Here is a 25,018-nt window from a genome sequence, read left to right as displayed (position 1 = left end):
GGATTCATCACAGGTTCCACAATCTCCGCCAATGGCGGGCAGTTCTTCGCGTAAGGGAGATGGCAATGAATGATCTCGGATCGGATATCGACCCGATTGAATCGCGCGAATGGCAGGACGCCATCGCCGACGTGATCGAGCGCGACGGCGCGGGACGGGCGCATTACCTGCTGGACAGGGCCGTTCAGCAGGCCCGCGCGGCGGGGGCGAACCTGCCGTTTTCCGCCACGACGCCCTATCAGAACACCATTCCCGTGGACGACCAGCACGAATTCCCCGGCGATCTGGACATGGAATGGCGCATCCGCACCATCAACCGCTGGAACGCGATGGCGACCGTCGTGCGGCGCAACAAGGAATCCAGCGAATACGGCGGCCATATCGCGTCGTTTGCATCGTCCGCGGTGATGTATGACGTCGGGCTGAACCATTTCTGGCGCGCGCGCTCGGCGATCCACGGGGGCGACCTGGTGTTCTTCCAGGGCCATGTGATCCCCGGCATCTACGCGCGTTCCTTCATGGAAGGCCGGATCAGCGAGGACCAGTTGGTCAACTTCCGGTCCGAAGTGGCGGGCAAGGGGCTGTCGTCCTATCCGCACCCGTGGCTGATGCCGGATTACTGGCAGTTCCCGACCGTTTCGATGGGGCTTGGCCCGCTGATGGCGATCTACCAGGCGCGGTTCATGAAATACATGCACCACCGCGGCCATATCGACATGGCCGACCGCAAGGTCTGGTGCTTCCTTGGCGACGGCGAGATGGACGAGCCGGAAAGCCGCGGCGCCATCGACCTCGCCTCGCGCGAGAAGCTGGACAACCTGATCTTCGTCATCAACTGCAACCTGCAACGGCTGGACGGGCCGGTGCGCGGCAATGGCAAGATCGTGCAGGAACTGGAAGGCGACTTCCGCGGCGCGGGCTGGAACGTCATCAAGCTGCTTTGGGGCAAGGGCTGGGACGAGTTGCTGGAAAACGACGTCACCGGGCGGCTGCGCCAGTTGATGGACGAGACCGTGGACGGCGACTATCAGACCTTCAAGTCCAAGGACGGCGCCTATATCCGCAAGCATTTCTTCGGCAAATACCCGGAAACGGCGGCGTTGGTCGAGGACTGGACCGACGACCAGATCTGGGGCCTCAGCCGTGGCGGCCACGACCCCGAAAAGGTCTATACCGCCTTCCGCAAGGCCACCGAGACGAAGGGCACGCCCACCTGCCTTCTGATCAAGACGGTCAAGGGCTATGGCATGGGCACGGCGGGCGAAGGCCAGAACACCACCCACCAGCAGAAGAAACTGGCCGAGGACCAGCTTCGCGCCTTCCGCGACCGCTTCAAGATCCCGGTTTCGGACGAGGACCTGCCGAACGCGCCCTTCGTCGCGCTGAACAATGCGCAGAAGGCCTATCTGGCCGACCGGCGCAGCGCCTTGGGCGGCGATTTCCCGCAGCGCAACACGGTCGCGGCCAAGCTGGCGATCCCGCCGCTGGAAACCTTCAAGGCACAGCTTCAGACCACGGGCGAACGCGAGATCTCGACCACGATGGCCTTCGTGCGCATCCTGACGACGCTGCTGCGCGACAAGGAAATCGGCAAGAACGTCGTGCCCATCGTGCCCGACGAAAGCCGCACCTTCGGGATGGAGGGGCTGTTCAGATCCATCGGGATCTACAATCCCGAGGGGCAGAATTACACCCCCGAGGACCGCGAGCAGATGTCCTACTATCGCGAATCCACCGACGGGCAGGTGCTGCAGGAAGGCATCAACGAAGCCGGGGCGATGGCCGACTGGATCGCGGCGGCGACCGCCTATTCCAACCACGGCGTGCCGATGATCCCGTTCTTCATCTACTACTCGATGTTCGGGTTCCAGCGGATCGGCGATCTTGCCTGGGCGGCGGGCGACAGCCGGGCGCGCGGCTTCATGCTGGGCGGCACCGCCGGGCGCACGACGCTGAACGGCGAGGGCTTGCAGCACGAGGACGGCCACAGCCATATCCTGGCCGGAACCATCCCGAACTGCATCACCTACGACCCGACCTTCCAGCACGAGGTCGCCGTGATCGTCCATCACGGGCTGAAGCGGATGTATGAGGATCAGGAGGATGTCTATTTCTACATCACCCTGATGAATGAAAACTACGCCCACCCCGACATGCCCGCAGGCAGCGAGGAAGGCATCATCCGCGGTCTTTATCGCCTGAAAGAGGTCAGGAAGCCCGGCGGCAAGCATGTCAACCTGCTGGGATCGGGCACGATCCTGGTGCAGGCGATGAAGGCGGCCGAGATGCTCGAGGCCGATTTCGGCGTCAGTGCCGACATCTGGTCGGCGACAAGCCTCAATGAGTTGGCCCGCGACGGCCAGGACGCGGCGCGCTGGAACCGCCTGAACCCGCTGGCCGAGCAGCGCGTGCCTTACGTCACGCAGCAGCTTTCCAAGGCCAAGGGGCCGGTGATCGCCGCCACCGACTACATGAAGAACTATGCCGAGCAGATCCGCGCCTTCGTGCCGGGCCGCTTCACGGTGCTGGGGACGGACGGCTTCGGGCGTTCCGACAGCCGGGTGAACCTGCGCCGGTTCTTCGAGGTGGACGCAAACCACATCGCGGCGGCGGCGATGGTCGATCTGTTCCGCGAAGGGGCCGTCGACGAGGCCACGCTGAAATCCGCATTGAGCAAATACGAAATCGACGGCGAAAAGCCGAACCCCCGGCTGGTCTGAGTCGGAACGAGGGGAGAACCTGACATATGTCTATCGAAGTAAAAGTTCCCGATATCGGCGATTTCAGCGACGTGCCGGTGATCAGCATCCTTGTGTCCGTGGGCGACACGGTCGCGGCGGAAGACCCGCTGATCGAGCTGGAATCCGACAAGGCGACGATGGAGGTGCCCAGCCCCGCAGCGGGCAAGGTCGCCGCGATCTCGGTCAAGGAAGGCGACCGGGTGTCCGAAGGCTCGGTCATCCTGACGCTTGAGGCGGACGGTGCGGGCGACGCGCCCGCAAGCGCTGCCCCTGCCCCGGCGGCGGCCCCCGCCGCAGCGGCACCGGCACCTGCGGCGGCCCCCGCCCCGGTGACGGATGCGGGTTTCGGCAAGGCCCATGCCTCGCCCTCGGTCCGCGCATTCGCGCGCCAGTTGGGCATCGACCTGTCCAAGGTCAACGGCACCGGCCGCAAGGGCCGCATCCTGCGCGAGGACCTGGTCAACAGCTTCAAGTCCGGCGCGGCCCCGGCTGCCTCGGGCGGGGCGGTTCAGGGCGGCATGGGCATTCCGCCGATCCCGGTCATCGACTTTTCCAAGTTCGGCCCGGTCGAAGATGTCGAGATGGCGCGCATCAAGAAGCTGTCCGGCCCGGCGCTGCACCGTTCCTGGCTGAACGTGCCCCATGTGACCCATAACGAAGAAGCCGACATCACCGAAATCGACAAGTATCGCAAGGAGTTGGACGAGGCCGCCAAAAAGGACGGCTACCGGGTGACGCTCTTGTCCTTCGTCATCAAGGCCAGCGTCTCGGCTCTGAAATCGCATTGGGAGTTCAATTCCTCGATCCATCCCGACGGCGACAAGCTGATCCGCAAGGGCTATTACAATATCGGCTTTGCCGCCGACACGCCCAACGGGCTGGTGGTGCCGGTCATCAAGGATGCCGACCGCAAGGGGATCATCGAGATTTCCAGGGAACTGGGCGAACTGTCGGCCAAGGCCCGCGCGGGCGAGCTGAAATCGGCGGACATGCAGGGCGCCACCTTCACCATCTCGTCGCTTGGCGGCATCGGGGGGACTTCCTTCACCCCCATCGTCAACGCGCCCGAAGTGGCGATCCTGGGCCTGACGCGCTCGAAACTGGCGCCCGTGTGGGACGGCGAGCAATTCGTGCCGCGCAACATGCTGCCGATGTCGCTCAGCTACGACCACCGCGCCATCGACGGGGCGCTGGCCGCGCGCTTTGCCGCGACCCTGAAACATCTGCTCGGCGACGTGCGCCGGATCATGCTCTGAGAGGGAGGCAGGATCATGGAAGTCAAAGTCCCCGATATCGGTGATTTCAAGGACGTCCCCGTCATCAGCCTGCTGGTGGCGGTGGGCGACGAGGTGACCGAGGAACAGCCCCTGATCGAGCTGGAATCCGACAAGGCGACGATGGAGGTGCCTTCCCCGGCGGCGGGCAAGGTGGCGTCCATCGCGGTCGCGGTCGGCGACAAGGTGGCCGAGGGATCGCTGATCCTGGTGCTGGAAGGCGCTGGCGCAGGCGCGGCCCCGGCGGCCCCGGCGGCGGCCCCTGCCCCGGCGGCAGGCGGCGGCGATGTCCATGCCGAGGTGGTCGTGCTGGGTTCCGGTCCCGGCGGCTATACGGCGGCCTTCCGCGCCGCCGACCTGGGCAAGAAAGTCGTGCTGATCGAGAAGGACCCCTCGCTCGGCGGCGTCTGCCTGAACGTGGGCTGCATTCCGTCCAAGGCGCTGCTGCACGCCGCCAAGGTCATCACTGAGGCCGAGGAGATGGCGCATCACGGCGTCACCTTCGCCGCCCCGCAGGTCGATCTGGACGGCTTGCGCGGCTGGAAGGATTCGGTCATCAAGCAGTTGACCGGCGGGCTTGCGGGTCTTGCCAAGGGCCGCAAGGTGACGGTGGTGAACGGCTATGGCCGCTTCACCGGCCCGAACATGATCGAGGTGGACGATGACGGCGCGAAATCCACCGTCAGCTTCGATCAATGCATCATCGCGGCGGGGTCCGAGCCCGTCACCCTGCCCTTCATCCCGCATGACGACCCGCGCGTGATCGACTCGACCGGGGCGCTGGAACTGGCCGATGTGCCGGGCCGGCTGCTGGTTCTGGGCGGCGGCATCATCGGGCTGGAAATGGCCTGCGTCTATGATGCGCTGGGATCGAAGGTGACGGTGGTCGAACTGATGGACCAGATCATCCCCGGCGCCGACAAGGACATCGTGAAGCCCCTGCACAAACGCATCGAGGGCCGCTACGAAAAGATCCTGCTGAAAACCAAGGTAACGGCGGTATCCGCGGACGAAAGCGGCCTGACCGTGACCTTCGAGGACGACAAGGGCGCGACCAGCACCGACACCTTCGACCGCCTTCTGGTCGCCGTGGGCCGCAAGCCCAACGGCAAGCTGATCGGCGCCGAGGCGGCGGGTGTCGCGGTGGATGAACGCGGCTTCATCGCGGTGGACAACCAGCAGCGCACCAACGTCGCCCATATCTTCGCCATCGGCGACGTGGTGGGCCAGCCGATGCTGGCGCACAAGGCCGTCCACGAAGGCAAGGTCGCCGCCGAGGTCTGCGCGGGCCACAAGCGTTTCTTCGACGCCCGCGTGATCCCCTCGGTCGCCTATACCGACCCGGAAGTGGCATGGGTCGGCCTGACCGAGACGCAGGCCAAGGCCGAGGGGCGCAAGGTGGGCAAGGGGGTCTTCCCCTGGGCGGCCTCGGGCCGGTCGCTGTCGTTGGGGCGGTCCGAAGGCATCACCAAGCTGGTCTTCGACGAGGCCGACGACCGCGTGATCGGCGCGGCCATCGTCGGCCCCAATGCGGGCGACCTGATCGCCGAGGTGGCGCTGGCCATCGAGATGGGGGCCGATGCCGTCGACCTGGGCCACACCATCCACCCGCACCCGACCCTGAGCGAAACCGTGAACTTCGCCGCCGAGATGTTCGAGGGCACCATCACCGACCTGATCCCGCCGAAAAAGCGGAACTGACGACAAGATCCGCCCTGCCCGCTTGCGGTGGGGCGGATCATCCGGCACCCTCACAAATGCGAGAGGCCGTCCCGCCCGCCACCCAGCCGGCGCAAGGCGCCTGCGCCCGGACAAGGCGGCCCCTGCCATGCCGGCGGCTCGCCCGGACGGAAAACTGAAGCGGGCGTTCCCCGCATCCTCGGAGGAAAAAGATGGGATTCATCACTTTCATTCTGGCCTTGCTGCCCATCGCCACGGTGTTCCTGCTGCTGGTGGTGCTGGCGAAGTCGGCCAAGTTCTCGATGTTCATAGCCTATGTCGTGACGGTCGTGACCGCGCTCGTGGTCTGGGGGACCGAGTTGAACAAGATCATGGGTGCGACCGTCCACGGCGCCGTGACCGCGCTTGGCCTGCTCTACATCGTCTTCGGCGCGATCCTGATGCTTTACACGCTTGAGGAAAGCGGCGGCATCCGGTCGATCCGCAACGGTTTCACCTCGATCTCGCCCGACCGGCGGGTGCAGGCGATCATCATCGCATGGCTGTTCGGTTCGCTGATCGAGGGGGCCTCGGGTTTCGGCACACCTGCCGCCGTTGCCGCGCCGCTGCTGGTCGCGGTGGGTTTTCCCGCGATGGCCGCCGTCATGGTGACGCTGATCATCCAATCCACGCCCGTATCCTTCGGCGCGGTCGGCACGCCGATGCTGGTGGGCGTCAACACCGGCCTTTCGGGGCAGGAAATCGTCGAGGCGACCATCGCGCCGACGCCCTTCTTCCCCGATTACCTGTTCGCGATCGCGGCCAAGACCGCCACCATCCACGGGCTGGTCGGTTTCCTGATCCCGGTGATCCTGGTGGGGATGCTGACGCGCTTCTTCGGCGCGAACCGTTCCTTTGCCGAAGGGTTCCGCATCTGGAAATTCGCGCTGTTCGCGGGCCTAGCCTTCACCGTGCCCTATTGGATCATCGCGCAGATCCTGGGACCCGAGTTCCCCTCGCTGCTGGGTGGGATCATCGGTTTGCTGATCGTGGTTCCGGCGGCGCAACGCGGTTTCCTGATCCCGAAGGAAACCTTCGACTTCCCCGCCCGCGAACAATGGGAAGCCGATTGGGCCGGCAAGCTGAACGACATCGAGCATCACGACAACGGCAAGCCCATCATGCCGCTGGTCAAGGCATGGGCGCCCTATGTCGTCGTCGTGGCTCTGCTGATCCTGACGCGCACCGTGACGCCGGTGCAAGCCTGGCTGACCTCGCCCGCGATGACCCTGGCCTTTGACGACCTGTTCGGCTCGGGCATCAACTCGCGCACGCAGGTGCTTTACATGCCGGGCACGATCCTGATCCTGGCCTCGGTCTTTACCTTCTTCTACCACGGGATGAAGGTCGGCGATTACGGGCGGGCGCTGAAATCCTCGGGCACGACCATGATCGCCGCCGCGCCCGCGCTGCTGCTGGCGGTGCCGATGGTGCAGGTCTTCCTGAACTCGGCCTCGGACACGCTGGCATCCATGCCCATCGTGCTGGCCGAGGGGGTCTCAAGCGTCGTCGGCAATGCATGGCCGTTCTTCGCGCCGTGGATCGGGGCGATGGGGGCCTTCGTCGCCGGGTCGAACACGGTCAGCAACATGATGTTCTCGCTGTTCCAGTTCTCGACCGCCGAACAGATCGGTCTGGGCGCGGCCGGCGCGGGCACGGTGGTGGCGCTGCAAGCCATCGGCGGTGCGGCGGGCAACATGATCTGCGTCCACAACGTCGTCGCGGCGTCCGCCACCGTGGGCCTGACCGACCGCGAGGGCGCGGTCATCCGCAAGACGCTGGTGCCGATGGCCTATTACTGCATCCAGGGCGGGCTTGTCGGCCTTGGGCTGCTGTCGGGCAATGTCATCTGGTGGGTCGGTGCCGTGATCTGGGCTGCCGTGGTGCTGTTTGCCATGTCGCGCAATCGCGGGCAGGCGCCCACCACCGTCAAGCTCTGAGGTCGCCATGCCGGGAAAGCCAAATCCTCGGGTCGGTCTGTTCGTGACCTGCCTCGTCGATGCCATCCGCCCGCAAATCGGTTTCGCCGCCATCCAGCTTCTGGAAGAAGCCGGATGCACGGTCGAGGTGCCGCAGGCGCAGACCTGCTGCGGCCAGCCCGCCTTCAACAGCGGCGACGACCGCGACACGGTGCGGCTGGCCTGCCAGACCATCGCCACCTTCGAGGGGTTCGATTATGTCGTCCTGCCCTCGGGGTCCTGCGCGGCGACGATGGTGCATGGCTACCCGGAACTGCTGGCGGGCGACCCGGAATGGGCCGCCCGCGCGCGCGCAATGGCCGCGAAAACCCATGAGATCACCAGCTTTCTGGCCGATGTCATGGGCTACGCGCCAAGCGGCAGGCGGCTTGCCGCCTCCGCCACCTATCACGACAGTTGCTCGGGCCTGCGGGAACTGGGCATCGCCGCACAGCCCCGCGCGCTTCTGTCCCATGTCGAGGGGCTGGAGATGCGCGGCCTGCCCGGCAACGACGTCTGTTGCGGCTTCGGCGGCACCTTCTGCGTGAAATATTCCGACATCTCGAACGCCATCGTCACGGAAAAGGCCGAGGCGGTCGAGGGCACCGGGGCCGATCTGCTGCTGGCGGGCGATCTGGGCTGCCTGATGAACATGGCGGGCAAGCTGCACCGGCGCGGGGCGAAAACCCGCTGTTTCCACACCATCGAGGTGCTGGCCGGACAAGCCGACGGCCCCGCCATCGGAGAGGAGGGATAGCCATGCACACCGCCACCAAGGCGCCGTTCAAGGACCGCGCCAAGGCCGCCCTCGCCGACCGCACGCTGAAGCTGGCCATCGACCGCACCACGGGCACCGCCGAGACGAAACGCGCCGCCGCCGTCGCCAATTTCCCCGAATTTCAGGCCGCCCGCGACCGTGGCCGCGCGATCAAGGACCATGTGATCGCCAATCTGGGCCATTACCTGGAAATGTTCGAGAAAAACGCGACCGCCAGCGGCGCGCAGGTCCACTGGGCCGTGGACGATGCCGAGGCCCGCGCCATCGTCACCCGCATCTGCCTTGACGCCGGGGCGAAGATCGTCACGCGCTCCAAGTCGATGCTGGGCGAAGAGATCGGCCTGCCACACGCCCTTGCCGATGCCGGGATCGAGCGCGTGGAAACCGATCTGGCCGAACATATCATCCAGCTTGCGGGCGAGCCGCCCTCGCATATCATCTGGCCCGCCATGCACCGCACGCGCGAGCAGGTGGCCGACCTCTTCCGCGAAGGCCACAACCCGCCGCCCGAGGCCGAGGATCCCGCGACGATGGTGCAAAGCGCCCGCCGCATCCTGCGCGAGAAATTCCTGGGCGCGGATGTCGGCATTTCCGGCGCGAATTTCCTTGTGGCCGATACCGGCGCGACCTGCACCGTCACCAACGAGGGCAATGCCGAACTGACCACCACTCCGCCGCGCGTCCATATCGTGACGGCAGGGGTGGAAAAGATCGTGCCCTCGACCGCCCATGCCTTCGCGCTGCTGCGGCTGCTGGTCAGGTCCGCAACGGGCGGCGAGATGACGCAATACACCACCTTCCATTGCGGCCCGAAACGGGCGGGCGACGCGGACGGCCCCGAGGAGATGCACATCGTGCTGGTCGACAACGGCCGCACCCGGATGCTGGCCGACGAATTCCGCGAGATGCTGCGCTGCATCCGCTGCGGCGCCTGCATGAACCATTGCGTCGTCTATCGCCAGATCGGCGGCCACGCCTATGGCGGGACATATCCCGGCCCGATGGGATCCGTGCTGACGCCGGTGCTGGACGGGCTGGCGGCCTCGCGCGACCTGCCCAATGCCTGCACCATGAACGGCCGCTGCGCCGAAGTCTGCCCGGTCGAGATCCCCATCCCCACGCTGCTGCGCGCATGGCGCACCCGAAGCTGGCGCGAACGGCTGGAGCCGGGCAGCCTGCGCGGGGGCCTCGGCCTTTGGGCATGGGCGGCGCGGCGGCCCGCGATCTACCGCCTCGGCAGCCGGATCGGCGTGCGGGTGCTGCGGCTCTTCGGCAAGGGCGGCTGGATCTCGCACATGCCGCTGGCCGGGGGATGGACGGGGCATCGCGACCTGCCCCGCCCGCCCGGCCGCACCTTCATGGAGGAATATCGCGCCCGGCAGAAAGGGACCCGCAAATGAGCGCCCGCGACACCATCCTTGCCGCCATCCGCGCCGCCAGCCCCGCCAACGATTCCGGGGCCATCGCCGCAGAAGCCGCCGCCCTGCTGAGGGATCCCGTCCGCCCCGCGCTGGCCGCACCGGCCCTGCCCAAGGCGTTCGAGGTCAAGGCAAGCGCGCTTGGCACCACCTTCGACCATGTGGCGGATATGGGCGCGGTGCCACAGGCCGTGCGCCGCTATCTGGACGGCCACGGGCTGCCGCCCTCGCTGGCGCTGCAACCCGCACCCGCGCTGGCCGCGCTGGACTGGACCGGCATCGACACCCATCCCGCGCTGGCGCCCAACGAACCCGCCGCCCTTGGGCTGGCGCTGTGGGGCATCGCGGAAAGCGGTTCGCTGGTGATCCATTCGGGACCCGAGACGCCGATCCTGCTGTCCTTCCTGCCGCTGCACCATATCGTCGTGCTGCATCGGGACAACCTGCTGGCGTGGCTGGAGGATTACGCGGGCAAACTGGCCGCGCAGGCCATTCCGCGCAACGCCATCCTGATCACAGGTCCCAGCGGCACCACGGATATCGAGGGCAGCTATGTCCGCGGCGCCCACGGTCCGGGCTTCGTCCATGTCATCATGATCGACGGGGGTTAAGACCGCCGCCCCGCACCCTGCCCGGCATGCGCCGTTTCCCGCGCCAGCAGCGAGATCACCTTTTCCACCACATGCCCGCGCCCCGCGACACGCTGCGCGATCCAGACATGGCGGGCCAGCGACACCCTTGCCAGCACGTCCAGCCGCCCGGCATCGGGCAGCGGCGCGATCTGCGCATAGCCCGACAGAAACGCATCCTCATGCGTATCAGGGGGCGCTGCGTCGCGCCGCAGCGCGTATTCGCGCAGATGGGCGATGAAATTGGCGATGTCGATGGCCGGGTCGCCCAGGGAAAACAGGTCCAGATCCAGCAGCCAGACCTTGCCCGGCGCGACGATCACCTGGTCGGGATAGAAGTCGCGATGAATGCCCCGGCAGGGCGCGGGCGGCAGGGCCTCGGTCCTCGCGACCAGTTCCGCCCCAAGCGCGGCAAGCGCCGGGCGCAGGCCGGGCCGGGCGGCGGCGGCCCTGTCCAGCGCATCGCGCATGACGGCAAGTTCGTCGCGCATGGCCCATTCGGGGGCATCGCCGATCCGGCCGGGGTCCAGGCCATGCAGCCGCGCCAGCGCCCGGCCCGCGGCCCGCACCGGCGCGGTGTCGGGCGCGTCCAGCAACTCGGTCAGCAGCCGCCCCCGGACCCGTTGCTGCAACCAGACGCCCACCTCGGGCAGCAGGCCAAGCGCCTCGGGCACGCCCACCTCGCCGTCGAAGCCCGCCTTTGTCAGCCGCCGGTGCAGGCTGGGGGTGCGGCGGTCCAGCCCCTTGGCGCGCAGCTTGCCATAGACCTCGAAGGGGCCATCCGGCGTGCGCCCGCGATAGGCGATCAGCGCCCGCCGCCCCGGCCTGTCGCGCAGCGGCTCGGGCGGGTCCAGCCGCAGGGGGGCGCCAAGTGCTGCGGCGATCCCCGGCGCGATCCGCGCATGGTCCAGCGCGCGGGCAAGCGCGCCCCATCGGCCCGCGTGATCCGCCGCCTTGCGCAGCAGCGCTTGCGCCTTGCCGGGCCAGTCGGGCGCGCGGCTGCGGAACGGCTCGCACACCAGCGCGGCCAGTGCCGCCGCGCGCCACGGCGCAATCTCCGGCGCGGGACCGTAGCCTTGCAGGAAGGCCCGCCCCAGACGGGCGGCACGGGCCGGGGGCAACCCGTCCAGCTCCACATCCGCATCGAGACGGGCAAGGAAGCTGCCCGGATCGGCCAGCGCCGGTCCGGGGGCGGCGCGGTCCCAGTCGATGAAACGCACCCCCTGCCCGCTCAGGATCACCTGATCCGCGCTGAAATCGCCATGACAGGGCGCGTCGCCCCCTGCCCGGGCCAGGGCGGGTCCCAGCCAACCCGCCAATGCATGGCATTGCGGCGCCAGGGCGGGCAGAAGCCCGGCCAGGGCGGCCAGCGCCTCGGTGCAGGGATGATCCGCGCGACCCGGCGGGGCATTTGTAAAGGCATGATCCGGGGTCCCATTCCGGACAGCCACGCCCTCGCCGCCCTGCCGGTGCAGCCGGGCCAGCGCCTTGCCGATCCGGGCGAAATCCTGCGGACCGGCGCGATGGGGGTCGGCGGTCCGCCCCTCGATCCAGGCCTGCACGGTGATGCCGCGCCTTGGGTCCCCGGCCAGGACCGGCGCGCCCGTCCGCGTCTCGGCCAGCCGGGCCGAGGCCAGCAGCGCATCGTAATCGCGCGGGGGCACGGCCTTGAGCAGCGCGAAGGGCCGCCCGTCGCGGTCGATCCGCGCGACCAGCCGCCGCCCCGGCTTGTGTTTCAGGATCACCAGCCGGTCATTCCCCGCACCGATCAGCGCGGCCAGCAGGGCGGCGGCCCTGTCGGGGTCCAGCAGGTGCCTTGCCGCCTTGATTGCCCGGTCCAGCGTGCCGGGCAGGACCACGGCGCGAAACTCATCGAGGAAGCGCACCTCGGGCCGCCGCCATTCCTCGCGCGCGCGATAGGTCGCATAACGCCCGGCCGTCACCGCCCGCAGGGTCACCCCCGCGCCGCCATCGTCGAAATGCGCCGTGCAGGTCTCGCCGGGCTTGTAGCGCAGATAGCGCGGCACCAGCGGCCCCGTCCCCAGCCGGGCGCGCAAGGCGTTCCCGTCCAGCGCCAGCCGCAATCCGGGCAGCGCCGGATCGCGGGCGATCAGGTCGAGATCGGCGTCATTCAGCGGCATGGGTCAGCACCTTTTCGGGCGGGCCGTCCACTGCTACGCGGCCAGCCGACAGCACCAGCACCCGGCCGGCCCGCGCGGCGAAGCGCAGATCATGGGTGATCATCAGCACCGTCCGTCCCCGCGCCAGCCGAAGGATCGCCTGCTGCACGGCGGCCTCGGACGCGGCATCCAGCCCCACGGTCGGCTCGTCCAGCAGCAGGATCGGCGCGGGCCGCAGCGCGGCGCGGGCGATGGCCAGCCGCTGTCGCTGCCCCGCCGAGAAATTGCCGCCGCGTTCCTCGACCAGCGTGTCGTAGCCCTCGGGCCGGGCCATGATGAAGTCATGGGCGTTCGCCAGCCGCGCGGCGGCCTCGATTTCCGCCTGCGAGACATCGCCCTCCGCGCCCATGGCGATATTTTCCGCGATGGTGGTGCGGAACAGCAGCGGTTCCTGCGGGACATAGCTGATCTGGCGGCGCAATGAGGCGCGGGTGAAATCGCGCAAATCCCGCCCGTCCAGCGTCAGCGCGCCGTGATCGGGGTCGGCCAGCCGCAGGATCAGGCTGGCCAGCGTCGATTTGCCGGTGCCCGAGGGGCCGGTGATCGCCACGAACTGCCCGGCGGGAATGTCGAAATCGACCCCGTTCAGCACCGCCCGCCCCGGATGGCCGAAGCGCAGGCCCTGCGCGCTGATCGCGCCGGTCAGGTCTTGCGCGGTCACGCTGCCGTCGGGCAGGCCGGGGTCCATGTCCAGCAGCTCGATCACCCTTTCGCCCGCCGCCGAGGCCTTGGCCAGCCGGGCGGAATATTTCGCATAGTCGCGCACCGGGCGGAAGGTGTTCTTCATATAGGTGATGAAGACCAGCAGGTCGCCCGGCGTCAGCCGCCCGTCCATCACCGCCAGCGCGCCGACCCACAGCACCAGCGCGGTGGCCCCGCCCACCAGCAGATCGACGCCACGCTCCAGCCCCGCCGACAGGCGCGTGCCCTTCACGCCCTCGCGCAGGCTTTTGGCGTTGGCCGCGCCGAAACGCGCCCCGACGCGATCCTCAAGCCCAAGCGCCTGAATGGTGCGCATCCCGGCGAAGGCCTCGGCTGCGGTGGCGGCCATCGCCCCCTCGCGCTTGCGCTGGTCGCGGCTGACAAGGCGGATCCTGCGCCCCATCCGCGCCGTCAGCAGCGCCAGCAGCGGCAGGGGCAGAAGTGCTGTCAGCGCCAGCCAGGGGTCCAGCCACAGCATCACCCCGATCATCCCCGCCAGCACCAGCAGGCTGGCAAGGATCGGCATCGCCGCCGTCACCGCCGTTTCACGCAGCATGCCCACATCGCCGATCAGCCGCAGCGTCATGTCGCCGGTGCGCGCGCCGGTATGGAAGGACAGCGGCAGCCGTTGCAGATGCGCGAACAGGTCGGCGCGCACATCGGTCAGCAGCCGGTTGCCCGCCAAGGCGAAGGAAAGCGTCGCCAGATAGTCGAACAGCGCCCGCAGCGCCGTCGCGGCCACCAGCCCAAGCGCGCAGAGCGCCAGCAGTTGCATCGTGGTCAGCGTGGTGTTTGCGTCGGGAACCAGCACCCGGTCGATGACGAATTTCAGCGGCCATGGCTCGGCCAGCTTCATCAGCGTGGCGGCGATCAGCGAGATGCCGCCGCCCAGCATCAGCCCGCGATAGGGCCGCATATAGGGCGCAAGCCGGCGCAGCACGCGGCCAAGGCCAGGCAGCGCCTGCTGCAATGTCTCGGGGCGCGCCATCAGGCCGGCACCCCGGCAAGGCGCAGCACCCGTTCGGCCACGCCGGCCCATGTGTGGTCGCGCAGCACGATCTGCCGCCCCGCCTGCCCCATGCGCCGCGCAACTGCCGGATCGCGCGCCAGTTCCGCCAGCGCGGCGGCCAAAGCGGCGGGATCGTCGGGCGGGCAGATCAGCCCGGTTTCGCCATGCCGCACCACCGCGCGCAGGTCGCCCACATCGCTGGCCACGACCGGCAGGCCCGCCGCCATGTATTCGTAGATCTTCAGCGGCGAGAAATAAAACGGCTGGTCCCCGGCATAGGGCGCGACCGCAATATCCATCCGCGCCAGCCAGCCCGGCACCGCCTCGGGCCGCACCGCGCCGGGCAGTTCCGCGCCAAGGGCGGCCAGTTCAGGGGCAAGCCGTTCGCGTTCCGGCCCGTCGCCGACGATCAGCAGATGCGCCTGCGGGAAAGTTGCGCGCAGGGGCGTCATGGCGCGGGTCAGTGTTTCCACGTCATGCCAAGGCCGCAACGTGCCGAGGAAGCCCACGGTCAGCCGCCCCTCGGGGCGCTGGACGGGCGGGAAGCGGGCGGGGTTGACGGCGTTGGGGATCACCTCGACCGCGCGGGCGCCGTGGTGGCGGGCGTAATCCCCCACCGCGCCGCTGACCGTGACGGCCAGACGGGCGGCACGCATGGCACGGACGGTGCTGATGCGGGCCTGCACCGGAAGGGGAAGGCTGCGGTGGCGGGCGCTTTCCTCGATCAGCGGAGCGTTGACCTCGAGGACGCCGGGGATGGATTGGCGCGCGGCTTCCTCCATCGCGGCATGGGCGAAAAGCGCGTGGCGCTCATAGACCAGATCGAAGGCGTCAGTGCGCAGGGCATCAGTCAAGGCATCGTTCAGCGCAAGCTGCGCGCTGGCGCGGGCATCGGCTTCGCCGCGCGGCAGGGGCAAGGGGACCAGCCGCAGGCCCTCATATCCGGGGGAGGGCGTGCCGATGCGAGGCGAGATCAGCGTCACCTCGTCGCCGCGCGCCAGGAAGGCCGCCAGCATTTCCTGGGCGTGGATCGAGGCGCCCTTGGTGCCGAAGACCTCGATCCCCGGATCAGTGCAGACATAGGCGATGCGCATCAGGCGGCCCCCCTTTTCGCTTCGCCCACCGCGCAGGCATCGAAGATCGCGCCAAGCCGGGGGACGTTGCGGCGGATGTCGTAGTCGCGCTCGATCGCGGCGCGGGCGGCGGTGGAGAGGTGCGCGCGCAGCGCCGGGTCGTCCAGCAGCCGGGCGATCTGGCGGGCAAGGGCGGGGGCGTCGCCCTCGGGGGCGATCAGGCCGGTTTCGCTGTCCTTTATCAGTTCGGGAATGCCGGTCACGTCCGAGCCGATGCAGGGCAGGCCAAGCGCCATCGCCTCAAGCAGCACGGTCGGCATCCCGTCGCGGTTGCCGTCCTCGCCCACCACGCAAGGGCAGGCCAGCATCGCAGCCTTCCGCATCGCCGCCTTGATCGCCTCTTGCGGCATCGGGCCGTCCAGCGTGACGCCGTCGAGGCCGCAGGCGGCGATCTGGGCGCGCAGGTCGGCTTCCTCCTCGCCCGCGCCGACGATGCGGCAGCGGATGGGGCGGCCCTGGGCGGCAAGGATGCGCAAGGCCTCGATCAGGATATGGAAGCCCTTCTTCTCCACCAGCCGGCCCACGGCGAGGATCTCATCGGCATCAGGCGCGGGCGGCTGCCAGCGGAAACGGTCGAGGTCGATGCCGTTATAGATGCGCACCGCCCGCGTGCCCGGCCATGTCCGCGCCAGATGCGCGGCGTTGTAGTCCGAGACCGTCACCACCGCCGAGGCATCCCGCAGCTTCAGCCCAAGGTGCTGGTTTTCCTCATACTGGCAATAGATGTCCTTCGCATGCAGCGTTACCGACCAACCGACCCCTGCCAGCGCGGCGGCGATACGGGCGACGGTGGCGGCGATGGTGCCGAAATGCGCATGCAGGTGGTCGATGCCGCGTTCGCGAACGGCCAGCGCGATGACCAGCGCCTGCGCGATATCGCGGCCTTGCGCCTCGGGGAAGCGGGCGGCAAGCTCGGGCAGGCCGGGCAGCCCCTGCCCCGCCAGCATCAGTTGCCACAGCTCGTCCGGGCCGCGAAAGCGGTCGGGCACGCGGGTCACGGCGGCGCGGACGCGCGACAGGATATCCTGGAAATGGCTTTCCTCGACCGCGCGCAGGGCGAAGATGTCGATCTGCCGCCCGGCTTCCTCATGGGCGAGGATCTCGTTCACGATGAAGGTTTCGGAAAAGCGGGGGTAACGCTTGACGACATAGCCGACGCGAACGTGATGGGGGGCGGTCATGCGCAGATCCTCCGGGCATCGAGGCAAAGCAGGGCACGGGCGCGGGCGCGCACCGCATCGAGGCCGGAGATGTCCAGCAATTCGCGGGCGCGTTCCACGCGCGGCGGCGGGGCGGACAGCCAGGTGGACAGGTTTTCCGGCGTCAGCGCGTCGGGGTCGATCATACCGGCCAGGTCCAGCGCGGCCAGGCGCTCGGCCCGCAGGATCTGTTCGCGGCGCGGGCGGGTGCGCGGCAGGATCAGGGCGGGGACGCCGAAAGACAGCAGTTCCGTCACCGTGTTGTAGCCGCCCATCGCCACCACCCGCGCGGCGCCTGCGATCAGGGGCAAAGGCTCGGGGGTGAAATCCAGCATCTCCATGTCGCCGCGCGCGTCGATGCGGGCCCGCAGGGCGGCGCGGTCGGGGGCGGGCATCTGGCTGCCGGTGATCAGGATGCCGCGATGCCCGGCGGGCAGGCGCGCCTGCGCGAAGATATCGCAGATCCGCGCCCCGTCGCGCCCGCCGCCCACCGTGCAAAGCACATAGGGCGTGGCCTGAGGGGCGGGCAAGGCGGCATCCACCAGCCGTTCGCGCTGGTCCAGATAGCCCATGAAGCGGGCGCGGGCGGCGAATTCGGGGCCGAAGCCGTATTCCGCCACCAGGTCGTAGAAATCCGGGTCGCCATAGATCCAGACCTCGTCGAACCAGCGGCGCAGGGCCGGGTGGTTGCGCTGGCGCAGCCATTGGCCGCGCACGGCGGCGGCGGTGTCGATCACGTCGCGCAGGCCCAGCACGATCCGCGCGCGGCCCCGCGCCCGCAGTGCCACCAGCGCCGGGACCATCTCGCCCTGCGCGCCGCGCGGCACGTTGTCCACGATCAGCAGGTCGGGGTCGTAGCTTTCCAGCGCCGCGCAGATCGAGGCCGCGCGCAGCGCCGACAGTTCCGACAGCGCCAGCCCCAGGTCGCGGGCGCGGTAATCGCCCGCGCTGTCCTTGCCATAGGCGGGAAGGGTCAGGGTATCGACGCCCTCGGGCAGTTCGAAAGCCCCGGCCTCGTGCATCCCGGCGATCATCAGCACCTGCGGCGCAGGGTCCAGCCGCCGCAGCGCGCCTGCCAGCAACAGGTTGCGCCGCCAATGACCGAAACCCAGCGTGTCGTGGGAATAAAGCGCGATCCGGGCAGGGCCGCCTTCGGGGCGCAGGGGCAAGGGGGGAAGTGTCTCGCGGTCGTATGAAATGATCTGCCGCATCGTTCTCAATTCCTGTGAAACCATGAAATCTATCTATCCATGACAACGCGCGGCGCGGCGAAACCTTCCATCGCCGCGAAGGACCCGCCGCCGGATCGGCGAATTGCCGCCCGCCGGAACGCAAACGGCCCGCCGCAAGGGGCGGGCCGAGCAGTCGGGACCGTGGCCTTCAGCGCCAGCCTGCGCCGCGCGCCTGCGCTTCCTGCAAGGGGGTCAGCGCCAGCCCGGCGCCGCGCGCGTCCAGTTGCGCGCCGATGGGGTCGTCGTTGTCGCCACCGGCGGGAACATAGCCCGAGGCGGGCGCGGAAACCTGCGCCCCCTGCCGCGCCGCGACATGCCAGCCATCGGGCGCGCTGCACGCCAGCGCGGCCTGATCCGGCCCGGTATCGTGGCGCAGGGCGAATTCGCGGCAATAGCCGCCCTCGACCGCGAAACTGGCGACGATGCCCAGTTCGGTCTTGCGCGCGACCAGCCGCGACTGGCCCGAGGCAAGCTGATCCAGCGCCTCGGACATCGGACTGCGCGGCTCGACCGGGCCAAGCGCCAGCGCCGGGCCATCCGCACGGGGCAGCACCACCACGGCCAACGCAAGCGCGGCGGCAAGCGCCCCGGTCCCCACGGCCCAACGCGCCCATTTGCGGGTTCCGGGCGGCGAAACAGCCACCGGGGGACCAAAGATCGCCGCGCGGATGGCGGGGGGGACGGGTTCGTGCAGCGGGGCCTCGCAGGTGCGGGCCAGAAGCGCGTTCATCGCCATGATCTGCTGGACCGCCTGCTGATCGGCGGGACAATCGGCCAGGTGCATGACGATGCGGGCGGCTTCCTCGGGTTCCAGCTCACCATCGGCGAAGGCGTGAAGGGTCGCGGGGTCGAGACTTTCCATCTTGTCCTTCCTGCTCATTGCAGCCCGCCTTTCGGGGCAAGCCCGACTGCCAGGGCCTCGCGCGCGCGGACCAGCCTGCTGGTGACGGTGCCGATGGGAATGTCCAGCACCTCGGCCACTTCGCGGTAACTCAGCCCTTCGACGGCGATCAGCGTCAGGACGGCGCGCTGGCCTTCGGGCAGGCGGTCCATCTCGCCGAAGACGCGGGAAAGCTGCATCCGGTCCTCGGCCCCGCGGGCGGCAAGGCCGCCATCGTGCAGCCCCGCATCGGCGGGATCGACCACGGTGCCGCGCACGCGCAGGCGTCGGCGGCTGTCCAGCCAGAGGTTCTGGATGATGCGATACATCCAGCTATCCATCCGGCTGCCCTGGGCGAAGGTCCCGGCATTGGCCAGCGCGCGTTCGCATGCGGCCTGCACCAGGTCGTCGGCATCCGCGCCATTGCCGCAAAGGCCAAGCGCAAACCGCCTGAGCCGGGGCACGAGGCGCACCAGTTCATTGGCGAATTCCGGTCTCATCCGCGCCCTCCGCGCTGCTTCATGCCGAAACTACGCATGGGCAGGCGGATTTCATCCCATGCGCCGCGAATAATCTTTCGTGCCGGAAGAAACCCGTCTTTGCTGCGTTGTCAGTGAAACAGCCAATGACCGAGTGCCCGATGTTCCCCTTCCTGCGCCGTCTTGCCGTCCTGGCCCTGCCCCTGCTGGTGCTGACGGGGCCGCCGATTCCGGGACCCTGGCCCGTTGTTGGGGCGGCATGGGCGGATGACGACGACAATGGCGCAGGCCCAGGCAACGACAGCGACGACGATGGCGGGGGCCGGGGCGGGGGCGGCAGATCGGACGACAGCGACGACGACGGGGGCCGCCGCGGTTCGGACGACGATGACGATGACGATGACGGGGGCGGGGACCGGACGGACGATGACGACGACGATGGCACGCGCATGCCGTCGGGGCTGCGCTCGCTTGGCAGCGGGGGCGAGGGGCGGTCCCTGATCCGGCCAGATGAGATCTCGGCGGCGCGCTTGCAGGCAGCCGACATCCGGGCGCTGGAGCAGAGCGGCTTTCGCGTGATCCGCAGCCACGCCACAAGTTCGGGCATCGTCGCGCGCCTTGCGCCGCCGCGCGGGATGGCCAATCGTGCCGCGCTGGGGCTGGCCGCCGCCGCCGCGCCGGGGGCGGTGTTCGACCTGTCGCATGTCTATTCGCCGGACGGGACCCGTTACGCCCGCAGCGTGGTCGGGATGCCGGTCAGGGGCAGTTGCCTGTCGGGCGCGCGGATCGGCATCATCGACACCGCCATCGCCGACCATCCCGCGCTGCAAGGCACCCGCATCCGGCGCGAGGTCTTTTCGGCCTCGGCCCGGCCCGCCGCGCATGGAACCGCCGTGGCCAGCATCATCGCCGGACAGACGCCGGCGGGCGGGCAACTGGTCGCGCGGGCCGAGATCTATTCCGCCGCCGTCTTCGACGGGCGCGGCGGCCTGATCGCGGATGCGATCGACCTGGTGGCCGCGCTGGACTGGATGGCCGACAACCGCGTGCCGGTGGTGAACCTGTCCATCGCGGGACCGCCCAATGCGCTCTTGGCCGATTCCGTCTCGCGCAGCGCGGGGCGGGGCATGATCCTTGTCGCCGCCGCCGGAAACGGCGGGCCGCGCGGCGGACCGCGCTATCCCGCCGCCTACCCCCAGGTGATCGCGGTGACCGCGACCGACCGGCACGGGCGGATCTACCGGGGGGCCTCGACCGGAAGCTATGTCGATATCGCCGCGCCGGGGGTCGAGGTCTGGGGCGCGGACCTGTCCTCGGCCCAGGGCGCGCGCTGGACCGGCACCAGCTTCGCCGCCCCCTTCGTCACCGTCGAACTGGCCGCCGCGCTTGCGGCCGGACAGGTCCGCGACACGGATTCAGCAAGGGCCTGGCTGGCGCGCGGGGCGGTCGATCTTGGCCCGCGCGGGCGCGACCGGACCTATGGCATCGGGCTGATGCAGGCGCAGGCGTGCCGCTAGAGCCACCATTATTTCAAGGAGTTCTTCATGTTCAGGCTTTTCCCCCTTCTACTGATCCCACAGGTGGCATTCGCGCAGGAAACGGAGTTGCGCTTTCAGTCCGGCTGGGAAAGCGAATATCGGCGGAACTTCGATCTGAAGGGTGGCGAACGCGGTAACACCACCGCGCACGAGCTGAGCTTTCGCGCCACGGTCGAGGCACAGCCCGCCGACCGCATCCGCGCCTATCTTGAAGCCGAGGCCGTCTTTGACCGCGAACGCCGGCAGGGCGAGACGCGCGAAACCGCCGAAAGCCTCAGGATCAACCAGGCTTACCTGGCCTTCGACCTGGACGGATCAGAACTGACCCTTGGCCGCTTCCTGATGCGCGACGACCGCGAATGGCTGGTCGATGAGAACCTGGACGGGCTGCGCCTGCGCCATGAAGGCGAAAGGGCCAGGTTCGACCTCTCGGTCTCGCGGGTCGACATGTGGCACCGCGATCTGCTGGATTCGCATTCGACGGGGGATTCGGTCAACAATTTCATTGCGCTGGCGGATTTCCAGATTGGCGAAGCCATCTGGCTGGGCGGCTATGCGGTGCTGCGCGACGATCATTCGGGGCAGGACGGGCGGCCCGTTCATTTCGGGCTGCGCAGCCACGGCGAACTGGCCGAGGGGCTGAGCTATTGGGCCGATCTGGGCGCGGTGCGCGACAATGACGGCGAAATGCCCCTGCGCGGCCATGCCGTGACGGCGGGCGCGACCTACAGGCTGGCCAGCCTGCCCGCCGCCCCGCGCCTGACGCTGGGTTACGCCTGGGCCAGCGGCGACGACGATCCCGGCGACAACCGCAACACCGCCTTCCGCCAGACCGGGCTGCAATCGAACGAGGGCCGCCTGGGCGATGGCGGCAAGCTGCACTATTACGGCGAGGCTTTTGATCCCGAACTGAGCAATATGGCGATCCTGACCGCCGCCATCGGCGCGAACCCGACCGAGGCGCTGTCGCTCGATCTGGTCTACAACCACTTCCGCCAGGTCGAGGCGGCGGACAGCCTGCGCGACGCCGCCCTGGACGCCGATCCCGATGGAAACAGCCGCGAGCTAGGGCAGGAACTGGATCTGGTCCTGACATACGAGCCGGAAGATGACTGGGAAATCCAGGCCGCGCTTGGCTGGTTCCGCCCCGGAAACGCCTTCCGCCATGCCGATGAGCGACGGGCCGACGGCGCCCTCCACGCCCGGCTTGAACTGGAATATCGCTTTTAGATCAGCCGGTTTGCGGTCAAGCGGCCGGGTGCCGCCATCCCCCATTTGTCACGAAAATTATTCGCGGAAGTTGCCGAATATAAGTCGTTTGCAACTTGGGCTGGAAGTTTGTTCCTATCGCCCTCATGCAGAATGAGGGCATCATGGATAAGATCGGTTTCAGGACACTTCCCCGCAACACCCAACCCGTGGGGGCGGATGTCCTTGAAGCGTTCCGCCGGATCGGCGTGGCGCAGGTCAGCGACTGCATGGGGCGGCTTTACGGATCGAAAGGGCTGCGGCCCATACATGGCGCACAGCGGCTGGCCGGGGTCGCGCTGACCGTCAAGACCCGCGACGGCGACAACCTGCTGATCCACCGCGCCATCGAACTGGCCCAGCCCGGCGACGTGATCGTCGTCGACGGCAGCGGCGGCACCACCAATGCGCTGGTGGGCGAACTGATGATGCGCCAGTCGCAGAAACGCGGCGTCCTGGGTTTCGTCATCGACGGTGCGGTGCGCGACGGCGATGCCTTCGGGGCCGCCGGTTTTCCCTGTTTCGCGCGCGGGCTGTCGCATCGTGGTCCCTACAAGGACGGGCCGGGCGAAATCAACGTCCCCGTCAGCATCGGCGGGCTGGTCATGCAGCCGGGCGACCTGATCCTTGGCGACGGCGACGGGCTGCTGGCGATCCCGCCCGCCCATGTCGCGGATGTCCTGAAGATGGCGCAGGCCAAGGAAGAGGCCGAGGCCCGCGGCATGGCCCGGATCGAGGCCGGCACCTACGAAAAACCCTGGCTGGCCCCGGCGCTGGCGCGGTTGGAGAAAGACTACAAATGAGCATCGTTTCCGCCCGGATGCGGCAGGTCAAGCTGTCGCCCAGCGTCGCCGCCCGCATCATCCTGAACCAGTTGCGCGAGGAAGGCCGCCGCATCATCGACCTGACCATCGGCGAGCCGGACTTCATCACCCCCCCGCATATCCGCAAGGCCGCCTGCGAGGCGATCGAGCGGGGCGAGACGAAATATCCCCTTTCGCAGGGCACGATGGCGCTGCGCCGCGCGGCGGCCGAACGCATCCGGCTGGACACGGGCATCGACTATCCGCTGGACCGGATCATCGTCAGCACCGGCGCGAAACAGGTGCTGTATAACGCGCTGACGGCCACGCTCGAGGCAGGCGACGAAGTCATCATCCCCGCGCCCTATTGGGTGTCCTATCCCGACATGGTCGAACTTGCTGGCGGCCAGCCCGTCACGCTGCGGACCGAGGCCGCCTCACGCTACAAGATCACGCCCGACGCGCTGCGGGCCGCGATCACGCCGCGCACCAAATGGCTGATGCTGAACGCGCCCGGCAACCCTTCGGGGGTCGTCTACGACGCGGCGGAACTTTCGGCGCTGGCCGGGGTTTTGCGCGATCATCCCCATGTCTGGACCATGACCGACGACATCTATGCGCGGCTGACCTTCGAGGGCGGCCCGGCCCCTCATATCCTGCAAGCGGCCCCCGACCTGGCGGATCGGGTGCTGGCGGTGAACGGCGTGTCGAAATGCTACGCCATGACCGGCTGGCGGATCGGTTACGGCGCGGGTCCCAAGGACCTGATCAAGGCGATGGCGGTGGTGCAGTCGCAAAGCACCTCGGGCGCCTGTTCGATCAGCCAGGCGGCGGCGCTGGCGGCGCTGACCGGGCCGCAGGATTGCGTGGCCGAATTCGCGCGTTCCTTCCGCGAGCGCCGCGACCTGGCCATGTCGATCCTGACGCGGGCGCCGGGGCTGAACGCGGTTTCGCCCGACGGGGCCTTCTATATCTTCCCCGATTGCTCGGCCCTTCTGGGCAGGACCGCGCCCGACGGCACCGTGATCGCGACGGATGCCGATCTGGTCCAATACATCCTGCGCCGCACCGGGGTCGCGCTGCTGGACGGCGGATCCTACGGCGTGCCCGGAACCTTCCGCCTTTCCTTCGCCTCTGCCAGCGAAGAGGTGCGCGAGGGATGCGAGGCCATCCGCGCCATCTGCGAGGAACTGGCGGCCTGACCGCCCTGGAAACAGCTTTACCAACAGGAGATGACCAAATGAAAATCAAGAATATTTTCTGCGCGGCGATGCTTGCCCTGCCGCTTGGCGCCGGGGCGGTCCATGCCGATGCGCTGGACGATATCAAGGCACGCGGCACGCTGATCTGCGGCACGCTGGGGACCTCGGAACCCTTCAGCTTCCAGGACGCGGCGACGCGCACGCTGGTCGGCTATGACGTCGATATCTGCAAGCTGGTCGCGGACAGCCTTGGCGTGGATGTCGAATACAAGCTGCTGGCCGTGGCCGCACGCATTCCCGAACTGGACAGCGGGCGCATCGACATCCTGGCCGCCAACCTCGGCTGGACGCCCGAGCGGGCCGAACAGATCGCCTTCAGCCATCAATATTACGTCACGCCGCAAAAGCTGCTGGTGCGCGCCGACAGCGACATCCAGACCATCGACGATCTGGTCGGCAAGCGCGTCGGCGCGACCAAGGGGTCCAGCTCGGAACAGTTGATCCAGCAGCGCCTGCCGGAATCGCGCGTGATCGGCTATGCCGACAGCCCCGCCACCTTCCTGTCGCTGCAACAGCGCAAGGTGGATGCGCAATTCGCATCCGAACTGGTGCTGGTGCGGCTGGTGAACCAAAGCCCGGAAAGCGCGCCGACCCGCATCCTCGAACAGTCGGTCGTGGACGAACCCTGGGGCCTTGGCCTGCGCAAGGGCGAGGACGCCCTGCTGGCCGAGGTGAATACCGCGCTGGAAGAGGCCGAAGCCTCGGGCGAGGCTGCCGCGCTCTTTGACAAATGGTTCGGCGAAGACACCGCCTATGGCCTGACCCGTTCGTTCCAGATCCAGCCGATCGCGGCGGACTGATCCCGCATCCGACGGGCCGCGCGGGTTCCTGCGCCC

Annotated in this window: 19 protein-coding genes; 12 read left to right on the top strand and 7 right to left on the bottom strand. The window is 68.4% G+C overall.

The features are described 5' to 3' along the window. Positions 1-65 precede the first annotated feature (65 nt). The 7 genes from aceE (at position 66) to Q0O97_RS10575 (ending at position 10,499) form a co-directional block, all read left to right on the top strand. Entirely contained in the window at positions 66-2,720 is a 2,655-nt protein-coding gene (gene aceE, locus Q0O97_RS10605) for a pyruvate dehydrogenase (acetyl-transferring), homodimeric type (protein ID WP_294928554.1), read from the top strand. Between the two features lie 26 nt (positions 2,721-2,746). Next, positions 2,747-3,997: a dihydrolipoyllysine-residue acetyltransferase gene (gene aceF, locus Q0O97_RS10600; protein ID WP_294928551.1), complete on the top strand. Its 1,251-nt coding sequence runs from the start codon at positions 2,747-2,749 to the stop codon at positions 3,995-3,997. Between the two features lie 15 nt (positions 3,998-4,012). Then, positions 4,013-5,716: a dihydrolipoyl dehydrogenase gene (gene lpdA / locus Q0O97_RS10595; protein WP_294928548.1), complete on the top strand. Its 1,704-nt coding sequence runs from the start codon at positions 4,013-4,015 to the stop codon at positions 5,714-5,716. 191 nt (positions 5,717-5,907) lie between these two features. Next, positions 5,908-7,674 (top strand): L-lactate permease, encoded by a 1,767-nt coding sequence (locus tag Q0O97_RS10590; protein ID WP_294928545.1) that lies wholly within the window; start codon positions 5,908-5,910, stop codon positions 7,672-7,674. Between the two features lie 7 nt (positions 7,675-7,681). Next, on the top strand, positions 7,682-8,449 hold the full coding sequence (locus Q0O97_RS10585; RefSeq protein ID WP_294928542.1) for a (Fe-S)-binding protein: 768 nt from the start codon (positions 7,682-7,684) through the stop codon (positions 8,447-8,449). A gap of 2 nt (positions 8,450-8,451) precedes the next feature. Then, a complete protein-coding gene (locus tag Q0O97_RS10580) occupies positions 8,452-9,870 on the top strand; it encodes a lactate utilization protein B (protein WP_294928539.1) in 1,419 nt (472 codons plus the stop codon). Continuing rightward, complete coding sequence (locus Q0O97_RS10575) at positions 9,867-10,499, top strand: LUD domain-containing protein (RefSeq protein WP_294928536.1); 633 nt, start codon at positions 9,867-9,869, stop codon at positions 10,497-10,499. Before Q0O97_RS10580 ends, Q0O97_RS10575 begins: the two co-directional genes overlap by 4 nt. On the opposite strand, the gene Q0O97_RS10570 is transcribed toward Q0O97_RS10575, so the two are convergent. The 7 genes from Q0O97_RS10570 to Q0O97_RS10540 form a co-directional block, all read right to left on the bottom strand. Next, complete coding sequence (locus tag Q0O97_RS10570; RefSeq protein ID WP_294928533.1) at positions 10,496-12,658, bottom strand: phosphotransferase; 2,163 nt, start codon at positions 12,656-12,658, stop codon at positions 10,496-10,498. The two genes, Q0O97_RS10575 and Q0O97_RS10570, sit on opposite strands and share 4 nt — an antisense overlap. Continuing rightward, the gene (locus tag Q0O97_RS10565; RefSeq protein WP_294928531.1) at positions 12,645-14,387 is read right to left on the bottom strand and encodes an ABC transporter ATP-binding protein; all 1,743 of its coding nucleotides are present in this window, start codon (positions 14,385-14,387) and stop codon (positions 12,645-12,647) included. The genes Q0O97_RS10570 and Q0O97_RS10565 overlap by 14 nt, the downstream gene beginning before the upstream one ends. After that, a complete protein-coding gene (locus Q0O97_RS10560) occupies positions 14,387-15,502 on the bottom strand; it encodes a glycosyltransferase family 4 protein (RefSeq protein ID WP_294928528.1) in 1,116 nt (371 codons plus the stop codon). The genes Q0O97_RS10565 and Q0O97_RS10560 overlap by 1 nt, the downstream gene beginning before the upstream one ends. After that, complete coding sequence (locus Q0O97_RS10555; protein ID WP_294928525.1) at positions 15,502-16,722, bottom strand: glycosyltransferase; 1,221 nt, start codon at positions 16,720-16,722, stop codon at positions 15,502-15,504. Before Q0O97_RS10555 ends, Q0O97_RS10560 begins: the two co-directional genes overlap by 1 nt. Next, positions 16,719-17,951, bottom strand: coding sequence for a glycosyltransferase (locus tag Q0O97_RS10550; RefSeq protein ID WP_294928522.1), 1,233 nt, complete (start codon positions 17,949-17,951; stop codon positions 16,719-16,721). Before Q0O97_RS10550 ends, Q0O97_RS10555 begins: the two co-directional genes overlap by 4 nt. Before the next feature lie 169 nt (positions 17,952-18,120). Then, positions 18,121-18,852: a zf-HC2 domain-containing protein gene (locus Q0O97_RS10545; RefSeq protein ID WP_294928519.1), complete on the bottom strand. Its 732-nt coding sequence runs from the start codon at positions 18,850-18,852 to the stop codon at positions 18,121-18,123. Then, complete coding sequence (locus tag Q0O97_RS10540) at positions 18,849-19,352, bottom strand: RNA polymerase sigma factor (RefSeq protein ID WP_294928517.1); 504 nt, start codon at positions 19,350-19,352, stop codon at positions 18,849-18,851. Before Q0O97_RS10540 ends, Q0O97_RS10545 begins: the two co-directional genes overlap by 4 nt. A 125-nt stretch (positions 19,353-19,477) precedes the next feature. Between Q0O97_RS10540 and Q0O97_RS10535 the strand changes: the two genes are divergently transcribed. The 5 genes from Q0O97_RS10535 (at position 19,478) to Q0O97_RS10515 (ending at position 24,982) form a co-directional block, all read left to right on the top strand. Further along, positions 19,478-20,848 (top strand): S8 family serine peptidase, encoded by a 1,371-nt coding sequence (locus tag Q0O97_RS10535; protein WP_294928514.1) that lies wholly within the window; start codon positions 19,478-19,480, stop codon positions 20,846-20,848. 27 nt (positions 20,849-20,875) lie between these two features. Continuing rightward, entirely contained in the window at positions 20,876-22,099 is a 1,224-nt protein-coding gene (locus Q0O97_RS10530; protein ID WP_294928511.1) for an alginate export family protein, read from the top strand. Between the two features lie 143 nt (positions 22,100-22,242). Beyond that, positions 22,243-22,920 carry an RraA family protein gene (locus tag Q0O97_RS10525; RefSeq protein ID WP_294928509.1) on the top strand — a complete coding sequence of 226 codons (678 nt, stop codon included), beginning with the start codon at positions 22,243-22,245 and terminating at the stop codon, positions 22,918-22,920. Beyond that, a complete protein-coding gene (locus Q0O97_RS10520; protein WP_294928506.1) occupies positions 22,917-24,122 on the top strand; it encodes an aminotransferase class I/II-fold pyridoxal phosphate-dependent enzyme in 1,206 nt (401 codons plus the stop codon). Before Q0O97_RS10525 ends, Q0O97_RS10520 begins: the two co-directional genes overlap by 4 nt. 38 nt (positions 24,123-24,160) lie before the next feature. Next, entirely contained in the window at positions 24,161-24,982 is an 822-nt protein-coding gene (locus Q0O97_RS10515; protein ID WP_294928505.1) for an ABC transporter substrate-binding protein, read from the top strand. The last annotated feature ends 36 nt before the right edge of the window (positions 24,983-25,018 follow it).

The sequence above is a fragment of the uncultured Paracoccus sp. genome, assembly GCF_945915435.1.
Lineage (GTDB): Bacteria > Pseudomonadota > Alphaproteobacteria > Rhodobacterales > Rhodobacteraceae > Paracoccus.
This window is presented reverse-complemented; position numbering and strand designations above follow the sequence as displayed.